15 protein-coding genes are annotated in these 15,374 nt (G+C 72.4%); 7 read left to right on the top strand and 8 right to left on the bottom strand.

What is annotated here, in order from left to right; translation table 11 throughout:
* Positions 1 to 13 precede the first annotated feature (13 nt).
* Positions 14 to 3,145, bottom strand: a complete 3,132-nt coding sequence (locus ACFYQA_RS12540) for a sacsin N-terminal ATP-binding-like domain-containing protein (protein WP_388915500.1) — start codon at positions 3,143 to 3,145, stop codon at positions 14 to 16.
* A 159-nt stretch (positions 3,146 to 3,304) separates the two neighbouring features.
* Positions 3,305 to 3,739 carry a winged helix-turn-helix transcriptional regulator gene (locus tag ACFYQA_RS12535; RefSeq protein ID WP_388915497.1) on the bottom strand — a complete coding sequence of 145 codons (435 nt, stop codon included), beginning with the start codon at positions 3,737 to 3,739 and terminating at the stop codon, positions 3,305 to 3,307.
* Between the two features lie 130 nt (positions 3,740 to 3,869).
* On the opposite strand from ACFYQA_RS12535, the gene ACFYQA_RS12530 reads away from it, so the two are divergent.
* Entirely contained in the window at positions 3,870 to 4,745 is an 876-nt protein-coding gene (locus tag ACFYQA_RS12530; protein WP_388915494.1) for an aldo/keto reductase family oxidoreductase, read from the top strand.
* 310 nt (positions 4,746 to 5,055) lie between these two features.
* Here ACFYQA_RS12530 and ACFYQA_RS12525 read toward each other — a convergent pair whose 3' ends face one another.
* The gene (locus ACFYQA_RS12525; protein ID WP_388915491.1) at positions 5,056 to 5,286 is read right to left on the bottom strand and encodes a DUF397 domain-containing protein; all 231 of its coding nucleotides are present in this window, start codon (positions 5,284 to 5,286) and stop codon (positions 5,056 to 5,058) included.
* Complete coding sequence (locus tag ACFYQA_RS12520) at positions 5,283 to 6,167, bottom strand: helix-turn-helix domain-containing protein (RefSeq protein WP_388915488.1); 885 nt, start codon at positions 6,165 to 6,167, stop codon at positions 5,283 to 5,285. The genes ACFYQA_RS12525 and ACFYQA_RS12520 overlap by 4 nt, the downstream gene beginning before the upstream one ends.
* A 572-nt stretch (positions 6,168 to 6,739) precedes the next feature.
* Here ACFYQA_RS12520 and ACFYQA_RS12515 point away from each other — a divergent pair.
* The gene (locus tag ACFYQA_RS12515) at positions 6,740 to 7,087 is read left to right on the top strand and encodes a hypothetical protein (RefSeq protein ID WP_388915486.1); all 348 of its coding nucleotides are present in this window, start codon (positions 6,740 to 6,742) and stop codon (positions 7,085 to 7,087) included.
* A 349-nt stretch (positions 7,088 to 7,436) separates the two neighbouring features.
* Here the strand turns inward: ACFYQA_RS12515 and ACFYQA_RS12510 are convergent, their stop codons facing one another.
* Positions 7,437 to 8,363 carry a DUF3027 domain-containing protein gene (locus tag ACFYQA_RS12510; protein WP_388915483.1) on the bottom strand — a complete coding sequence of 309 codons (927 nt, stop codon included), beginning with the start codon at positions 8,361 to 8,363 and terminating at the stop codon, positions 7,437 to 7,439.
* 434 nt (positions 8,364 to 8,797) lie between these two features.
* On the opposite strand from ACFYQA_RS12510, the gene ACFYQA_RS12505 reads away from it, so the two are divergent.
* The 4 genes from ACFYQA_RS12505 to ACFYQA_RS12490 all read left to right on the top strand — a co-directional run bounded on the left by ACFYQA_RS12505 (position 8,798) and on the right by ACFYQA_RS12490 (position 12,651).
* Positions 8,798 to 10,240, top strand: coding sequence for an MFS transporter (locus ACFYQA_RS12505; protein WP_388915480.1), 1,443 nt, complete (start codon positions 8,798 to 8,800; stop codon positions 10,238 to 10,240).
* Positions 10,241 to 10,371: 131 nt separating this feature from the next.
* Positions 10,372 to 10,869 (top strand): DUF2771 domain-containing protein, encoded by a 498-nt coding sequence (locus tag ACFYQA_RS12500; RefSeq protein WP_388915477.1) that lies wholly within the window; start codon positions 10,372 to 10,374, stop codon positions 10,867 to 10,869.
* 116 nt (positions 10,870 to 10,985) lie between these two features.
* On the top strand, positions 10,986 to 11,681 hold the full coding sequence (locus tag ACFYQA_RS12495) for a futalosine hydrolase (RefSeq protein ID WP_388915666.1): 696 nt from the start codon (positions 10,986 to 10,988) through the stop codon (positions 11,679 to 11,681).
* On the top strand, positions 11,671 to 12,651 hold the full coding sequence (locus ACFYQA_RS12490; RefSeq protein ID WP_388915474.1) for a 1,4-dihydroxy-6-naphthoate synthase: 981 nt from the start codon (positions 11,671 to 11,673) through the stop codon (positions 12,649 to 12,651). The genes ACFYQA_RS12495 and ACFYQA_RS12490 overlap by 11 nt, the downstream gene beginning before the upstream one ends.
* Positions 12,652 to 12,664: 13 nt before the next feature.
* On the opposite strand, the gene ACFYQA_RS12485 is transcribed toward ACFYQA_RS12490, so the two are convergent.
* The gene (locus tag ACFYQA_RS12485; RefSeq protein WP_386396821.1) at positions 12,665 to 13,048 is read right to left on the bottom strand and encodes a cold-shock protein; all 384 of its coding nucleotides are present in this window, start codon (positions 13,046 to 13,048) and stop codon (positions 12,665 to 12,667) included.
* 176 nt (positions 13,049 to 13,224) lie between these two features.
* Here ACFYQA_RS12485 and ACFYQA_RS12480 point away from each other — a divergent pair, with 176 nt between their 5' ends.
* Positions 13,225 to 13,476 (top strand): hypothetical protein, encoded by a 252-nt coding sequence (locus ACFYQA_RS12480; RefSeq protein WP_388915469.1) that lies wholly within the window; start codon positions 13,225 to 13,227, stop codon positions 13,474 to 13,476.
* Here the strand turns inward: ACFYQA_RS12480 and ACFYQA_RS12475 are convergent.
* The gene (locus ACFYQA_RS12475) at positions 13,452 to 14,132 is read right to left on the bottom strand and encodes an HAD family hydrolase (RefSeq protein WP_388915467.1); all 681 of its coding nucleotides are present in this window, start codon (positions 14,130 to 14,132) and stop codon (positions 13,452 to 13,454) included. The two genes, ACFYQA_RS12480 and ACFYQA_RS12475, sit on opposite strands and share 25 nt — an antisense overlap.
* Positions 14,133 to 14,201: 69 nt before the next feature.
* Complete coding sequence (locus tag ACFYQA_RS12470; protein ID WP_388915464.1) at positions 14,202 to 15,341, bottom strand: hypothetical protein; 1,140 nt, start codon at positions 15,339 to 15,341, stop codon at positions 14,202 to 14,204.
* Positions 15,342 to 15,374 lie beyond the last annotated feature (33 nt).

The following is a 15,374-nucleotide window of genomic DNA, read 5'->3' as shown; positions in this document are numbered from 1 at the left end:
CCCCCCGTTTCGGTCAGTCGAACCAGCGGTCCCTGGCCAGCTCCTCGGTCCTGGACGGGTCCTCCAGCAGCGCCGCGACCTCGAACCGGCGCGGCCACTCCCGGACCGTCCAGGCCAGCCCGGCGGCGACGCCCTCCAGGGTGGCCGCGTGCAGCACGCCGTCACGGGTCAGCCGCCAGTCGATCTCCACACCGTCCACGACGAGTTCCTCGTGCTCGACGTACGTGGCGGGGGTGCCCGGCCCGAGCAGCACCCGCACCGGCTCCGGTACGTCGTGCTCGGTGCCCTCGCTGTCGACGTCCCCGGTGACGGACTCGCTCAGCCGCCGCACCTGGAACAGTTCGGCCAGCTCGGCGGCGCGCGAGGGACGGACGGGCAGCAGGGCCACGCCCTCCGTGAACGGCAGCAGGTCGGGCGAGTCGACGACCACCGCGTCGGCGGCGTCCACCACCTCGACCCGGCCGTCGACCACCGCGCGCAGCTCGTCCGGCAGGGTCACCTGATCCGGGTCCAGGTCGGCCAGCGCCCCGTAGAGGGCGTGCAGCCGGCCGGGGGTCACCTCACGGTCGGGGTCGGCGAGACGGTCGAGGAGTTCGGCGGCGCCACCCGGTTCGTCGAGCAGCGCGGACACGGACGTACGGACGCCGAGGGCCCGCAGCACCTGCTCGTCCTCGAAGCCGGTGGCGTCGGCCTCGTCGTACAGGCCGTGCAGCAGCGGGTCGCTCCCGGCGGCGCGCAGGCCGGCCGGGCGGCGGCCGCCGAGCACCGGGTGCCCGCGCAGCCACCACGCGGTGTAGGGGCGTACGACCTCGTGGGTGCCGTCCGGCAACAGGACGCGGACCGGCTGGGTGAGCGCGTCGCGCAGCGGCGGGCGGGCGAGCAGCGCGAGGGCGCGGGGCCACTGGTCGTCGTCCACGAGGTCGAGGTCGCGGACGGCGACGAGTTCGGTGGCCACCGGCGGCACCGGGCTGTCGGGAAAGCGGTCGAGAACGTCCTCGCTCCACACGTCCACGGCGTCCAGCAGACCCGCGTCGTCGGGCTCGGCGAAATCCCCTTCGCGGGGCTCGAGCTCGTCCGGGTCGAGGACGACGTCGGTGGCGCGGACGAGGACGAAGTCGACCAGCACCCCGCAGGCGGCCAGCGGGGCCTCGCCCCACTTCTGCGCCAGCTCGGCATCCACGGCGGCGAGTTCGCCTTCCCGCATGACCTGGGCGAAGGGGCCGCCGGGGAAGACCAGTTCGCAGGCCGGGGAGAGTTCGCCGTCCTCGTCGGGCAGCGCGAGGGCGCCCAGCCACGGCTCGTCACCGGGTTCGAGACCCGCGTCGCGCACCAGCCCGAGCACGGTGTCGGCGAGTTCGTCGGCGTCGGGCGCCTCGTCCTCCCAGTTCAGGGCACCCCCGTCGTCCAGGGAGGCGGCGACGGCGGCCCGCACCTGCGGAGTGGTGAGCACCGCGCGCGGGGTCGCCGGGAGGGCGCCGAGCTTCTCCAGCAGGGGGTGCACGGCGTCCGGGTGGGCGACCTTGAGGCCGAGCCGGGCCAGCGTCGCGGGGTCGACCCGGGCGGCCTCGGCGCCGGGCAGCAGCACCTGCCGGGGGCCGGTGGTGGTCCTCCCGTCGGCAAGTGGCACGGGCAGCCCGGAGAGCCGGTCGGGGTCGACGCCGGCGAGGCTCCCGTACAGCCGCCGCCACCAGTCGGGCGACTTCTCCAGCCCGGCCAGCCGGTCGATCGCGTCGGCCAGCGAGAGGCGGGCCACCCCGAGCGTGCGCAGTTCGGCCCGCCGCTCGAGCCCGGCGGGCAGGAGGGTCGGCAGCACCTCCGCGAGAACCCGGACCGTGTCGGCCCCGGCGCCCTCGACGACCTCGGCCTCCCGGGGCCGCAGCGTCTCGGGCAGGTCGGAGTCGTCGTCGTGCCCGGTGGGCCCGGCGGCGGGCGGCAGGAAGGACGTGCGCGGGAGCCGCCCGAGAACGGCCTGCCGCAACGCGCCGTCCAGCTCGCCCCGGCCGAGCGGACCGGGCACGAGGTCGATGATCCCGGCGGTCACCGGACGCCAGTCGGCGAGGAGTGCGGTGTAGGCGTCGGCGGCACGTTCCACCAGGAAGTCGGTGAGCGGGCCGGGGGCGGTGTGCCGGCGGGTGGAGTCCAGCGGGAAGGAGGCGATGAGCAGGGCCGGGACGCCCAACGGCTCCTCGCTCGGCGTCGGCGCGTGCACGACCGGGCTGGTACGGGGACGGGCGGGGGTGCCGTCGGAGTCCACCGGCACGGCCCACGTCACCGACCAGTGCGGGCGCAGCCGCTCCTCGATCGGCCGGTCGGCGAGCAGGTCCGGCGTGAGCGACCCGTGCGCGGCGACGGTACGCCAGCGGGTGGTGCCGTCCCGCGAGTCCTCGACAACGGTGAGGGCTCCTTCGGTACCGCGGCGCACGGTACGAGGCTCGGCGTCGCCGATCTCGACGACGACCTCCTCCAGCCCGGGCAGCGCCAGCAGCAGCGCGTCGTCGACGGCGTGCAGCAGCCGCTCGGCGAGATCGGCGGCGGCCGTGTCGCGCAGCGGCAGGATGACGGCGGTGTCGTACGGGTCGGGGGCGGTGCCCTCGGCGGGGAGAGGAAGCCGCAGCAACGGCACGTGCCCGTCACGTCGGCGGATCTCGTCCCCCAGCCCGGCACTGCCCCCGGCGCTCTCACCGGCCAGCCCGCGCGCCTCGGCGAGCGACCAGCGCACCCCGCCCTGCCGGCCGACGACGGCGGGCTCGTCGGTGACGGTGAGGACGGCGGCGAAGCCGACCCCGAACCGGCCCACGGCTCCGTCGGGAGTGTCCCGCTTGGCGGAGGCCCGCAGCGTGGACAGCGACTCGACCCCTGCCGCGTCCAGTGGGGCCCCGGTGTTGGCGGCGACGAGCACCCCGTCACGCAGCGTGAGCCGAAGGCGTCCCGGCACCTTCGCGCGGGCGGCGGCGTCGGCGGCGTTCTGCGCCAGCTCGACGACGAGACGGTCCCGGTATCCGCCGAGGACGAGGTCCTCCTCGGCGTTGGCGTCCTCACGGAACCGTGCGGGGCCGGCGGCCCAGGCGTCCAGCACCCCGCGCCGCAGCCGCGCCGTACCGAACGGGTCCGTGCCCTCGGCAGCGGGCCGTACGAACTTGCTCACGGTCACTCTCCTCATCGGCCCTGATCGGCGTGAGGTCGAAGGTACCGCGCCCGGCGTCCCCGACGGGCCGGGCCCGGCCCGGCCCCGGGCCGTGCTGTTCCGCACGGACGCCGGGCACATTTCGGCCCGCAGAGCCGAGACCGGAGAACTCCGTCGTCGCTAGCGAGCTCGCGCGTCGTGCTCCTCGCGGTGGGCGAGGACTTGGTCCATACGGGTCTGCGCCCACTGACGGAGCCCGCGCGTCAGGTGGTGGAGTGAGAGGCCGAGGTCAGTCAGCTCGTAGGTAACGGTGACGGGGACCGTCGGCGTCACAGTGCGGGTGAGCAAGCCGTCGCGTTCGAGGGCTCGTAGGGTCTGAGTCAGCATCTTCTGGCTGACGCCGGCCAGTAGCCGGGCGAGCTCCGAGTAGCGCATCGCCTTGGGTGCGTGCGACGCGCCGGACTGTTCGGACGCGTCACCGCCCAACGCGCACAGGATCAGGACGACCCACTTGTCCGAGATCCGGTCGAGAAGCTGACGGCTGGGGCATATCGCCAGAAACGCGTTGTACTCCGCCTTGGCCTGCGCCTTCTTGTCGGCCTTCACCGTCGTCACCGAGGTCACCTCTCACTCTCCGGGGTGGTTACGCACTTCATAGTGCCTACTTCCCGCAAGGAAGTAACTCCCCAACACTGATGCAAGGGGTCGGAGACACCATCCCTGGCAAGAAGCGAAAGGCACCGTGATGAACACGCCCTCCACATCATCTCCTCCGGGCGGAATCTGGACGCTGGGTGACTCGACCGTCACCCGGTTCGGATACGGCGCGATGCAGCTCGCCGGTCCGTGGGTCATGGGTCCGCCCGCCGACCACGACGGCGCCCTGGCCGTCCTGCGCGAGGCAGTCGGTCTCGGGATCACCCACATCGACACCAGCAACGCCTACGGACCACGCATCACGAACGAGCTGATCCGCGAAGCACTGCACCCGTACCCGGAGTCGCTGTTCATCGCCACCAAGGTGGGCGCGACCCGCGACGCGCAGGGCGGCTGGCCCACGGCCCGGCGCCCCGAAGACCTGCGCAAGCAGGTCCACGAGAACCTCGAATCCCTCGGTGCCGAGGTCCTCGACCTGGTCAACATGCGCATGGGCGATGCTCAGGGCCCCCGGCCCGGCTCGATCACCGAAGCGTTCGAGACGCTTGTCGACCTCCGACGAGAGGGTCTGATCCGACACCTCGGCGTCAGCAACGTCACTGCGGAGCAGGTCGCCGAGGCACGCGGCATCGCCCCGATCGTATGCGTACAAAACATGTACAACCTCGCCCACCGCCATGACGACGACCTCGTGGACCGCCTCGCCGCCGATGGCATCGCCTATGTGCCGTTCTTCCCCTTGGGAGGCTTCACGCCGCTGCAGTCCGAGGCCCTCTCGAAGGTCGCGAGCCGGCTGGAGGCGACGCCGATGTCGGTCGCGCTGGCTTGGCTGATGCAACGCTCGCCGAACATCCTGCTCATCCCCGGTACGTCGTCCACCGCCCACCTGCGCGAAAACATCGCAGGCGCCGGACTCTCCCTTTCCGACGAGAATCTGGCCGAACTGGACAGCATCGGCCACTGAGTAACACACAGGTCACCGACCGGGACCAGGCAGCCGACGACGCCAGCCCTCTGCCCTCCCCGAGCATCTCCTGGTGGTGGGATCACCGCTGACCCCGCTGTCTGGGTGCGGCCGGCATCCGACCACTCGTCCACACTCCTGGCCAGTCGTTGAACTCGCTGAACCATTCGGAGTCGGGGTGGGGGTGTGGGCGGTCGGCCTCTTGCCGATGCTGCGGGCGCCCCGTGGTGCCCTCGCCCCCGGCCGGTCTCCGGCCGGGGAGAGCAGTACTGACTACCAGCCCTGGCCCGCAACGGCACCTTCACATCCCTTACAGCACTCGGAGGGACACCCTCTCCTCCGACGTGTACGGGACGAAACGCGTCCACGCGTCCGGGGCGAAACCGAGACGGGGGCCCGCGATGTCCTTGGAGTCGCGGACGTGGACGGTGCCGGGGGTGAGGGCCAGTTCGACGCAGGAGTTGCCGTCGGTGCCGTCGCTGTAACTGCTCTTGAACCATGCCGGCTCGGAGGCATCACCGGCGGAGGCCTGGCGGATCATTTTTCTCCCAGCAGTAGTTGCTCGATGAAGGCCGGCGACTCCCGAGGCGAGAGCGCCTGCGCCCGGATGGTGCCATACCGCAGTTCAAGGATGCGCAGTTGCTTCGGGTCGTAGGTGGGCCGGCCGTTGAACGCACCGTCGGAGCGTCCCACCGCCGTGCCGTCCGCGAACTTCAGCACCTCGATCCTGCCGTCCACGCCGGGATGGGCTTCGGTCTTCGTCGGCATGACCTGGAGCGTGACATGGCGCAACCGCCCCACCTCAAGCAAACGTTCGAGCTGCTGTCGCCACACCATTGTGCCTCCGACTTCCCTCTGCAGGGTCGCTTCTTCCAGGACGAAGCTGATGGACGGGGCCGGGTCACGCTCGAACACCGACCGCCGTGCCATACGAGCGGCCATCATCCGCTCCACGTCATCCGAGGCGTACGGCGGTTGCGCGGCCTGGAACAGCGCTCGTGCATGCTCCGGCGTCTGCAACAACCCGCTGATGCTGTTGCACACGTACACCCCGATCTCGACTGCCCGCCCTTCCAACTTCGCAATGTCACGGACCGTCTTCGGGTACCGGACCTTCTTCACGTCCTCCCAGGCCGCCGCGACGAGGCCGCCGGCGTCCAGCACCTCGTCGGCCTTGTCCAGGTACTCCTGGCGGGGGGTCCGCTTGCCGCTCTCGATCTTGTAGACCAGGTCGTCCCCGTAGCCCACCGCCACCGCGAACTCGACGACCCGCATTCCCGCCGCCTCGCGGCGCAGTCTCAGTTGCCGTCCGACGGTCGCGACGACCGCGACGCCCCACTCGTCGTCCGGGTCCACTTCCCAACCCGGCTCGTCCGCCTCACTCTTGAGCGTTACCGCCTCCGCCTCCGCCTCGACCGTCATGTCACGCCTTTCCGTCGTGCCGTCCGTGATGCACCCGGCGGTTTACCCGTACGGCCCGTCGACACAGCCCGACAGGACCGGACAGCATCCGGACAGTGACCACGCGCACCCACTGAGTCACCTCTCGCGGTACGCACACACCGCCACGCTGAGTGACGTGAATCAGGAAACCGTCGATCGCCCGAACCCTCGGCCCCTGTCCGCGACTTCATCGTGCGAGCTCACCGAGTCGCACGCACTCCCCCGCCCCGGACGCCGAGTCCGGCCGTGACCTGCTGTTGATCGAGGCATTCGCCGACTGTCGGGGCGTACCCCGGAACCGTTTTCCGTGCAAGACCGGTCGGGCCGAACTGCGCTTCACACCACCGGAACCCGATTCCTCGAGTTCCGGTTCTGTCAGTGCCTTCCCAAAGGAACCTGGGAGAGAAAGAACCCCTACCAAGCCCCACCCCTCCGCCCGTCAGGAGGCCACCTCTCATCCTGAAAGGGAGAAACGCACCTTGATGTTCGCGCCCCGGTCCCCCGGCCGCCCCAGACGACTAACCCGGCCTGTGCACTCCCGGGAGGACTCCATGAGCACACAGGCCGAGCACGGGCATGAGCTGGTTCCCCGCCCCGAGCAGACCCCGGACGCCCTGCGAGCCGCCCTCGCCGCAGACGCCCCGGGGCGTCTGCCGGAGATGCAGCGGACGAAGGACGAGGCCTTCGCCAAGGCCGTTGAGTGGCAGTCCCTCAGCCCTGTACGCAGTTGGGTCCCGGCCTGGGCCCGGGACATCGAAATCGCCCGCCGCCCCGGCCTCGCCACCCGCTACGCCCACGCCGAGGCCGACCTGGAACACGAGGACCCCACCGTGGCTCATGAGGCGCTGCGGGAGCTGAGCACCGTCCTGGACGAGGCCATGGAAGCAGTACGCGCTTGAGCTGGACCTGGGAGTACGCCTTCGGCGCGGAGGAAGCCGCCCGCACTGCGCCGCCCGCCTTCCTCACCGAAGTGACCCGCAAGGCCGACGAGTTGGTCAGAGCGGCAGAAGCACTACACCTGCACGGCCGTGCACATGCCGGGACGATCCGCCAGGAGGAAGCATTGTCGTCCCCGGCGGAATGTTCACGTACCAGGTCGTCGTACGCAGCCAGCGCGTCCACGTCATCCAGATCACCTGCTTGGGCTTCTGAGACGGCACGCCCCGAGACACCGTGGACCCCGGTGCCGCATCAGGCCGTCAGGCGTCCCTGAAGACATGGGGACCGGGGTCCTCACCGGGTACGTCCCTACGAGTGCCCCAACTCCGCCGACGACTCGTCCTCCGTCACCGGGACCGAGCCCGAGTCCGGGGCCGGGCGGAGCGGGAACGGATCGACGCGGGTCTCGTCGATCCTCGGCGGGACGGGCTGCGGCGGCTTGGGCATGACCGCGGCCTCGGAGTGACCGCCGCAGCCGTACGCCAGGGAGACCACGCGGCCGTCGGCCGGGGAGAACTCGTTGGCACACACGCCGAAGGCCTGGCCCAGGGAACCGCCGATGCGGGCGAGGAAGCCGCAGCTGACACAGGTGGCGGGGGCCGCCTGCGCCATCGGGGTCTTGGCGCCGAACGCCTCCTCCCAGCGGTCGGCGGCGATGTGCAGGCCGTAGCGGGACAGGACGCGGGCCCGGCGCATGCCGAGTTCCTCGGCGACCGACGCGATCGAGCCGCGGGCGGGTGCGATCGTCAGGTCGGCCGGGGCGACCCCGGCGACCTCGGCGTCCTCCGCCTCGACCAGCTCGGCGAGTTCCGCGGAGACCGTGGAGTTCGGCGACGGCTCGTCCTCGCCGGAATAGCCGGGCTCCAGGCGCAGGTCCTCGGCATCGGTGGGCAGCAGGTCGCCGGGGCCCATGTCACCAGGGCGCAGCCGCTCGCTCCACGGCACCCACTCCGGCGCGAGCAGCGCGTCGGGGCCGGGCAGCAGGACCGCCTCGTCCACCGTGACGATCTTGGCGCGGGAGGCGCGGACGACGGTGACGGCCCAGCGCCAGCCCCGGTAGCCGAGATCGCGGCACGCGAAGAAGTGGGTGACGACCCGGTCGCCCTCGGAGACGAGCCCTTCATGCTCTCCGACGACCCCGGGTGCGGCGGCCTCCTCGGCGGCGGCACGGGCGAGGTCGACCGCCTCGGCGCACAGGCGGTCGGGGGTGCGGCTTCGCGTTGTCGCTGCGCTCACAGGTATCGCTTCTCTCCTACGCCGTCTCACGAGTGCGCCACTCCCAGCGCGGGGGGCGGACGGAGCGGACCGCAGGACCGCGTCGACGTCCGCGCCTATTCGTGCTCGGGCGCGCCTCCATCCATTCTGCGGGATGGCTGAGATACGCACGCTACCTTCTCACGTGCGTATGGCCTACACCGACGGTAGTTCTCGGGCCGCCGCGTGCCGGAATCCGACCGGTCCACGGCATCTCGCCACAGCCGTCACACCCGTACCGCACCGGCGTGGCGGGTACCCGGCGGGGTGGTCGGCGGGGTGGTGGGCAGAAGTGGTCGGCAGGTCCGTCGGCGGGCACTGCGCCGATGCGGTGTTCCGCCGGACAGCGCACGTGATTGAAGCCGTCACCGCGGTGGGGGCACTACGTACCACCATATCGGGGCACTATGAACGTCGTGGCTACCGCGAGGACATCCCAGGGCGCCACCGGGACCGGTGAGGCGAACGGGGTCAGGGTGAAGGGAAAGGGCCGACGCGTCGGGACGGGCCGGACCGGCCGCCCGCTGCGTGCGCTCGGGCGCGGCCTGCGCCTTCCGGTGACCGGGACCGCGCGCGGAATCCGCCGGGCCACCCACGCGCACGGCGCCGGCGAGTCCGGGCTCGGCAAACTGATCGAACTGCACGGGGTGAACGGCGCCGGCGACGTCATGATCACCGTCGCGCTCGCTTCGACCGTCTTCTTCTCCGTGCCGACGGACGAGGCCCGGGGCCGGGTCGCCCTCTACCTCGCCATCACGATGGCCCCGTTCACGCTCCTGGCCCCGGTGGTCGGCCCGCTTCTCGACCGCCTTCCGCACGGCCGCCGGGCGGCGATGGCGGGCGCGATGCTCGCCCGTGCGGTCCTCGCCCTGGTGCTGTCCGGGGCGGTCGTCACCGGCGGCATCCAGCTGTATCCGGCCGCTCTGGGCGTACTGGTGTCCTCGAAGGCGTACGGAGTGGTCAGAAGCGCCGTCGTGCCCCGGCTGCTGCCCCCCGCGTTCTCCCTGGTGAAGGCCAACTCGCGGGTCACCCTCGGCGGGCTGCTGGCCACCGGCATCGCGGCTCCGATCGGCGCGGGGCTCCACCAGATCGGGCCGCGCTGGCCGCTGTACGGGGCGTTCGTCCTGTTCGTGACGGGGACGGTGCTGTCGTTCACGCTGCCGTCGAAGGTGGACTCCGCGAAGGGTGAGGACACGGCGCTGCTCGCGGCGGACGAGACGCATCTGCACGGCCCGCACCTCAAGCCGGTCAAGCGGCCCGGTCTGCGCACGGTCGGCCCGGCCGTCACGCACGCGCTGGCAGCCAACGCGTCCATCCGCTGTCTGACCGGGTTCCTGATCTTCTTCCTCGCGTTCCTGCTGCGCGAGCATCCGATGACCGGGCAGAGCGCCGCCGTGTCCCTGGGCGTGGTGGGCGTGGCGGCGGGCGTGGGCAACGCGCTCGGTACGGCCGTCGGGGCGTCGCTGAGATCCCGGGCGCCGGAGATCATCATCGTGACGGTGGTCGCCTGTGTGGTCGCCGCGGCGATCACCGCGGCGGCGCTGTTCGGCGCGGTCGTGATCGCCTGCCTGGCCGCGGTCGCCGGGTTCGCGCAGGCGCTGGCCAAACTGTCCCTGGACGCGTTGATCCAGCGGGACGTGCCCGAACTGGTCCGTACGTCGGCGTTCGCGCGCTCCGAGACGCTGCTCCAGGTGTCGTGGGTGCTCGGCGGGGCGATCGGCATCGCGATGCCGCTGATCGGGTCGCTGGGCCTGGCGGTGGGCGCCGCGATCGTCGCCACGGGCTGGCTGACCACCGTGCGCGGCCTGGTCGGCTCGGCCCGGCAGGGAGGAGGCGCCGGGCGTGCTCGAGTGGCGTGAGCCCGTCCGGCGTACGACGGGAGGTCACGGCGGGGTTCCGTGCGATGTCGGTGCGCGAGTGGCGTAACGCTCCGGCCACGCCGTACCCCCACGTGGGGAGCGGACGGGGCGCGCCCGATAGCCTTTCGCCCATGACCACGTTGCCTCGCGGCGCAGCCGCTCCGAGTGCCCGCGCCGTGCGGCGCCGCCGTGCCGTCGCCACCGCCGGCGCCGTATCCGCCGGACTGCTCGTCCTGTCGGCCTGTGACAAGCCGACGGCGATCTCCACCCTCACCGTCGGCAGTTCCTCGGTGAGCTCCGAGGCGACCTGCGGCGGCCACGGCGACGCGCTGAAGGCCGCCGACGTCACCAAGTGCCTGCAGGACAAGGGTGTCAAGGAGATCACGGTCGACCCGGACGAGACCGTGCGCTTCGGTGTCGACCCGGAGATCGCCGACAACGGCTGGACGATCCTGATGAACGGCCAGCCGCTGACCGACTCCAGCACCAAGACGTACCGCACCATCCCCGGCAGCGTGTTCTTCAACGCCCAGTACGGCGCCCAGGGCAACTCGACCCTGGTGTCGGTCAAGGAGGGCGAGAGCAACGCCACGGGCCTGTGGTCCTTCCGGCTGAAGAAGGACGCCTGATCAACCCGCCCGGCCCGCGCAACCCCGAGAGCCCCGGCGGCGCTGACGGCCCCGGTACGTCCGCCGTCCCCGGGTTCCCCGCCCGTACGGGTCCGAGGGCCCGGGGCGGCGTTCTCGTGGTCACCGCGGTCCCCGCCGAGCGGGACGCGGTGGCCGGGGCGTTCCCGGGGGCCTCGCACGAGGTCGCCCTGCCGGGAGTGACCGTGGTCGAGATCGCCGACGGCCCCGACGTGCTCGCCGCCGGTGTCGGCCCGGCCCTCGCCGCCGCCTCCACGGCCACCGCCCTCACCGCCGCAGCCCTGACCGGCCGCCCCTACGACCTCGTCGTCTCGGCCGGGATCGCCGGCGGCTTCGCACCCCACGCGCCCGTCGGCTCACTCGTCGTCGCCGACGAGATCACCGTCGCCGACCTGGGCGCGGGGACGGCGGACGGCTTCCTGCCGGTGACCGCCCTCGGCTTCGGCACCGTCACCCACCTGCCCCCCGCCGCCCTCGTCCGTGACGTGGCCGCCGCGGTCGGCGCGCTCACCGGCGCTGTCCTCACCGTGTCGACGGTGACCGGCACCGCGGCCCGCGCCGCGCACCTCGGTGACCTGCACCCCCGCGCGCTCGCCGAGGCCATGGAGGGCTTCGGGGTCGCCGAGGCCGCCGCCGCGCACGGTGTGCCCGTGCTGGAGATCCGGGCGGTGTCGAACCCCGTCGGCCCGCGCGACCGCGCCGCCTGGCGCATCGGCGACGCCCTGACGGCCCTCACCGAGGGCTTCGGGAAGCTCGCGCCCGTCCTGGAGAGTTGGAACCGGCATGACCAGTGAATCCCGCAAGCCCGACGAAACCCGCGAGACCGGCGAGACCCGTGAGACCGGCGAGACCCGTGAGACCGGCGAGACCCGTGAGACCGGCGAGACCCGTGAGACCGGCGAGCAGTCCGCGACCGGCGGCCGGCCGCTGGGCATCGCGTACTCCCCCTGCCCGAACGACACCTTCGTCTTCGACGCCCTCGCGCACGGCCGAGTCCCCGGTGCGCCCGCCCTCGACGTCACCTTCGCCGACATCGACATCACCAACGGCATGGCCGAGCGCGGCGAGTTCGACGTGCTGAAGGTGTCGTACGCGGCCCTCCCCTACGTCCTCGACGAGTACGCCCTGCTGCCCTGCGGGGGCGCGCTGGGCCGCGGCTGCGGCCCGCTGGTACTGACGCGGGGCGAGGAGTACGGGGACCTGAGCGGCCGTACGGTCGCGGTGCCGAGCGAGAAGTCGACGGCGTACCTGCTCTTCCGCCTCTGGGCGGCGGACACCCTGCCCGGCGGGATCGGCGAGGTCGTCGTCATGCCGTTCCACGAGATCATGCCGGCCGTGCGGGACGGGAAGGTCGACGCGGGACTCGTGATCCACGAGGCGCGCTTCACGTACCGGAACTACGGGCTGCACAAGCTCGCCGACATGGGCGAGCACTGGGAGCGGACCACCGGGCTGCCGATCCCGCTCGGCGCGATCATCGCCAAGCGGTCCCTCGGCCCGAAGACCCTGACCCTGCTCGCCGACTCGGTCCGCACCTCCGTACGGGCCGCCTGGGACGACCCCGAGGCGACGCGTCCGTACGTCATGGAGCACGCCCAGGAGATGGACCCGGCCGTCGCCGACCAGCACATCGGGCTGTACGTCAACGAGTTCACCGCCGACCTGGGCGAGGACGGCTATGCGGCGGTGCGGGGCCTGCTGACGCGCGCGGCGGCCGAGGGACTGGTGCCGTCCCTCGGCCCGGACGCGCTGCGGTTCCCGTGACGGGGTGCTGCTCTCACACGTCCAGCTGGTCGGCGACGGCGCGCAGGAGGCCGGCGATCTGCTTCCCCGAGGTGCGCTCCGGGTAGCGCCCCCTCTCCAGCATCGGCGTGATGTTCTCCAGCAGGGTCGTCAGGTCCTGGACGATGGAGGCCAGCTCGTCGGGCTTCTTGCGCTGGGCCGCCGCGACCGACGGGGTCGGGTCGATGACGGTCAGGGACAGGGCCTGATCACCGCGCTGTCCGGCGACCACGCCGAACTCGACGCGCTGGCCCGGCTTCAGCGTCTCGAGTCCGGCGGGGAGGACCGAGGAATGGACGAAGACGTCACCGCCGTCGTCGCGGGAGAGAAAGCCGAAGCCCTTCTCATTGTTGAACCACTTGACTTTGCCGGTAGGCACGTCTGTCCTCGTCCTCGTACTCGTCGGAAAACTGCTTCGGAAAACGGCTCTTGAACGGCTCTTGATAGCACTCGGGCGGGTCCCGGTGACCCGCCGCTACCAAGGCTAATGGTCTCCGGGCAGGTGACAAGACTGCCGCCGGGTTGTTCCCTCGGGCCAGGAACTACCCTGGTCCGGTGGCTGACAAAACCCAAGCGAATTCCCCGGCTCCCGGAGACGGCCTGATCCGTGCCGGCGGCATCGTGTTCATCATCGGCGCCGTGGCCACTCTGGTCACGGTGGCCCCGTTGTTCCTCGGAATCGAGGCGTTTCCGACGTACATGTTCGTGCTGAGCATGCTCATGGGCGTCGGATTCCTGATGGCCGGGGCGGGCGTGCTGCGCTCGGCCGCGGCGGGACGCCGTCAGGCGCGTGCCGCCGGGGAGTAACCGGGCGTGCCCCCGTTTTCCTGGTCGTTCATGTAGTCCGTGAGCCAGCCGGGGAATTCCGTCAGGTCGGCGAGGACCACGTCCGCGCCCGCCTCCCGCAGTTCCGCGGGGTCGCAGGGGCCGGTGGCGACGGCGACGGCCAGCGCGCCGGCGGCCCGCGCGCCGCGCACGTCGCCCACGTGGTCGCCGACGTACACGCTCGCACCGTGCTCGCGCAGCGCCAGTGCCTTCTGCTCGGCCCACAGGTTGCCGATCACGGCGTCCGGGTCGATACCGAGGTGGGCGAGGTGCAGCTTGGCGTTCGACTCGTGCTTCGCGGTGACGACGACGGCGCGCCCGCCCGCCTCGCGTACGGCGGCCATCGCCTCGCGGGCGCCGGGCAGCGCGGGCGTGGCGGCGATGGCGTACGTCGGGTACATCGCCCGGTACAGGTCGGCCACTTCGTCGATCCGCTCGGCCGGGAACCAGTTGATCAGCTCGTCCGTGAGGGGCGGTCCCAGCCGGGTGACGGCGAGATCGGCGTCGATGTGGGTCCCGGTCCGCTCGGAGAGTGCCCGGTAGCAGGCGCGGATGCCGGGCCGGGAGTCGATGAGCGTCATGTCGAGGTCGAAGCCGACGGTGGGCGGGGGCGTGGTCGTGGAGGCCATATCCGCCATTGTGCCCAGTGCACGCAAACAACAGGCCGCCGGCGGTGCTCCCTCGCTCGGCGGCGGTGTACGCGCCCCTCAGCGGGGGCGCTGGGAGCGCCAGGTCAGGAACAGGGCCGAGGCGACGGCCGCGGCCCGGACCACCCAGGGCCAGGTCTCGGAGACGGCGTCGTTCATGGTGCCGTCGGCGATGGGGGTGCCCCAGCGCTCCTCGGTCCTGCCCCAGAGCCAGCCGGCTCCACCCGCGAGCGCGAGACCGGGCAGGACGACGACCGCCCACTTGATCTCGGCCCGGCTCAGGCGGCGGGAGGCGTAGACGATGACCCAGCCGAGGAACAGGGCGAACCAGTTGCCGAGCACGGCGCCCACGACCAGCAGGCCCGCGGCGACCAGGAGCAGGGGGTTGCTCCAGCCGCCGGACGGCAGGCGTGGGAGCCGGCGGCGGGTGGCGGAGCCGCTCTTCTCGGCCCCGGTCTCGACGGCGGCCGGGGCCCCTTCGGCCCGCGCAGCGGTGCGCGCGCCGGGTACGGACGGCCCGGCCGCCTTCCCGCCCTGCCCACCCGGTCCGCCCGGCCCGTCGGTGCCGTCGGCGTCCTTCGCGTCCATGGACGGCGGGGCCTTGAGCAGTTCGGGGATCTCCACGCCGCCGACGAATCCGGGGACCGTGTCGCCGACGCCGAAGGGGCTGCTGTCCACCCGCCACCAGTCGGGCTGCTCGGCGCTGTCGCCGAGTTCGTCCGTACCGGCCTGGTGCGGTGCGGACGGTCCGGCGGGGGCGGAGGGTGCGGCGTTCGGGTCCCCGGCCGGGCGGGGGCGGGGGACGGCGCGGCGCAGGACGTTCTTCGCCCGCTGGGCGCGGTCGCCGGCCCGCTGGGCGGGGACCGCGGTGGGCGCGGGCGCCGCCCCGGGCTTGCCCGGGGCGGCGCCCCCGTTCCCCTCCGCCCCCCGAGCCGTCCCCCCGGTGCCGGAGGAGCCGGGTGCGCCGGGGGCACCGGTGGAGGCCGCCGTCACGATCTCGTCCGGGGTCCCCATGCGGGAGATGATGCGGCGCACGGCGGCCGGGGAATCGACGACGGCCTTCGCCCGGTACCGGTCGATCTCGTCCCGCAGGCCGGCGACCAGACGCATACGGGTCGCCGACGGCAGCTGCCGTTGCTGGGCCACGTCGCCGACGCGGCTCAGATACTCGTAGACGATCTGGTCACTCTCGATACCCACGAAGTCCCCTCCAGGGCGGATGCGTTGGCGGGC

Origin of the sequence: Streptomyces sp. NPDC005774 (assembly GCF_042871645.1) — a bacterium.
Taxonomy (GTDB): Bacteria; Actinomycetota; Actinomycetes; order Streptomycetales; family Streptomycetaceae; genus Streptomyces; species Streptomyces pratens.
Note: the sequence above shows the minus strand (reverse complement) of the source record. Positions and strands in the feature narration are given on the sequence as shown.

Coding starts and splice junctions, on each gene's coding strand:
- ACFYQA_RS12530 (WP_388915494.1), top strand. CDS start 3,870: ATGAACACGCCCTCCACATCATCTCCTCCGGGCGGAATCTGGACGCTG.
- ACFYQA_RS12525 (WP_388915491.1), bottom strand. CDS start 5,286: ATGATCCGCCAGGCCTCCGCCGGTGATGCCTCCGAGCCGGCATGGTTC.
- ACFYQA_RS12520 (WP_388915488.1), bottom strand. CDS start 6,167: ATGACGGTCGAGGCGGAGGCGGAGGCGGTAACGCTCAAGAGTGAGGCG.
- ACFYQA_RS12515 (WP_388915486.1), top strand. CDS start 6,740: ATGAGCACACAGGCCGAGCACGGGCATGAGCTGGTTCCCCGCCCCGAG.
- ACFYQA_RS12500 (WP_388915477.1), top strand. CDS start 10,372: ATGACCACGTTGCCTCGCGGCGCAGCCGCTCCGAGTGCCCGCGCCGTG.
- ACFYQA_RS12490 (WP_388915474.1), top strand. CDS start 11,671: ATGACCAGTGAATCCCGCAAGCCCGACGAAACCCGCGAGACCGGCGAG.
- ACFYQA_RS12475 (WP_388915467.1), bottom strand. CDS start 14,132: ATGGCGGATATGGCCTCCACGACCACGCCCCCGCCCACCGTCGGCTTC.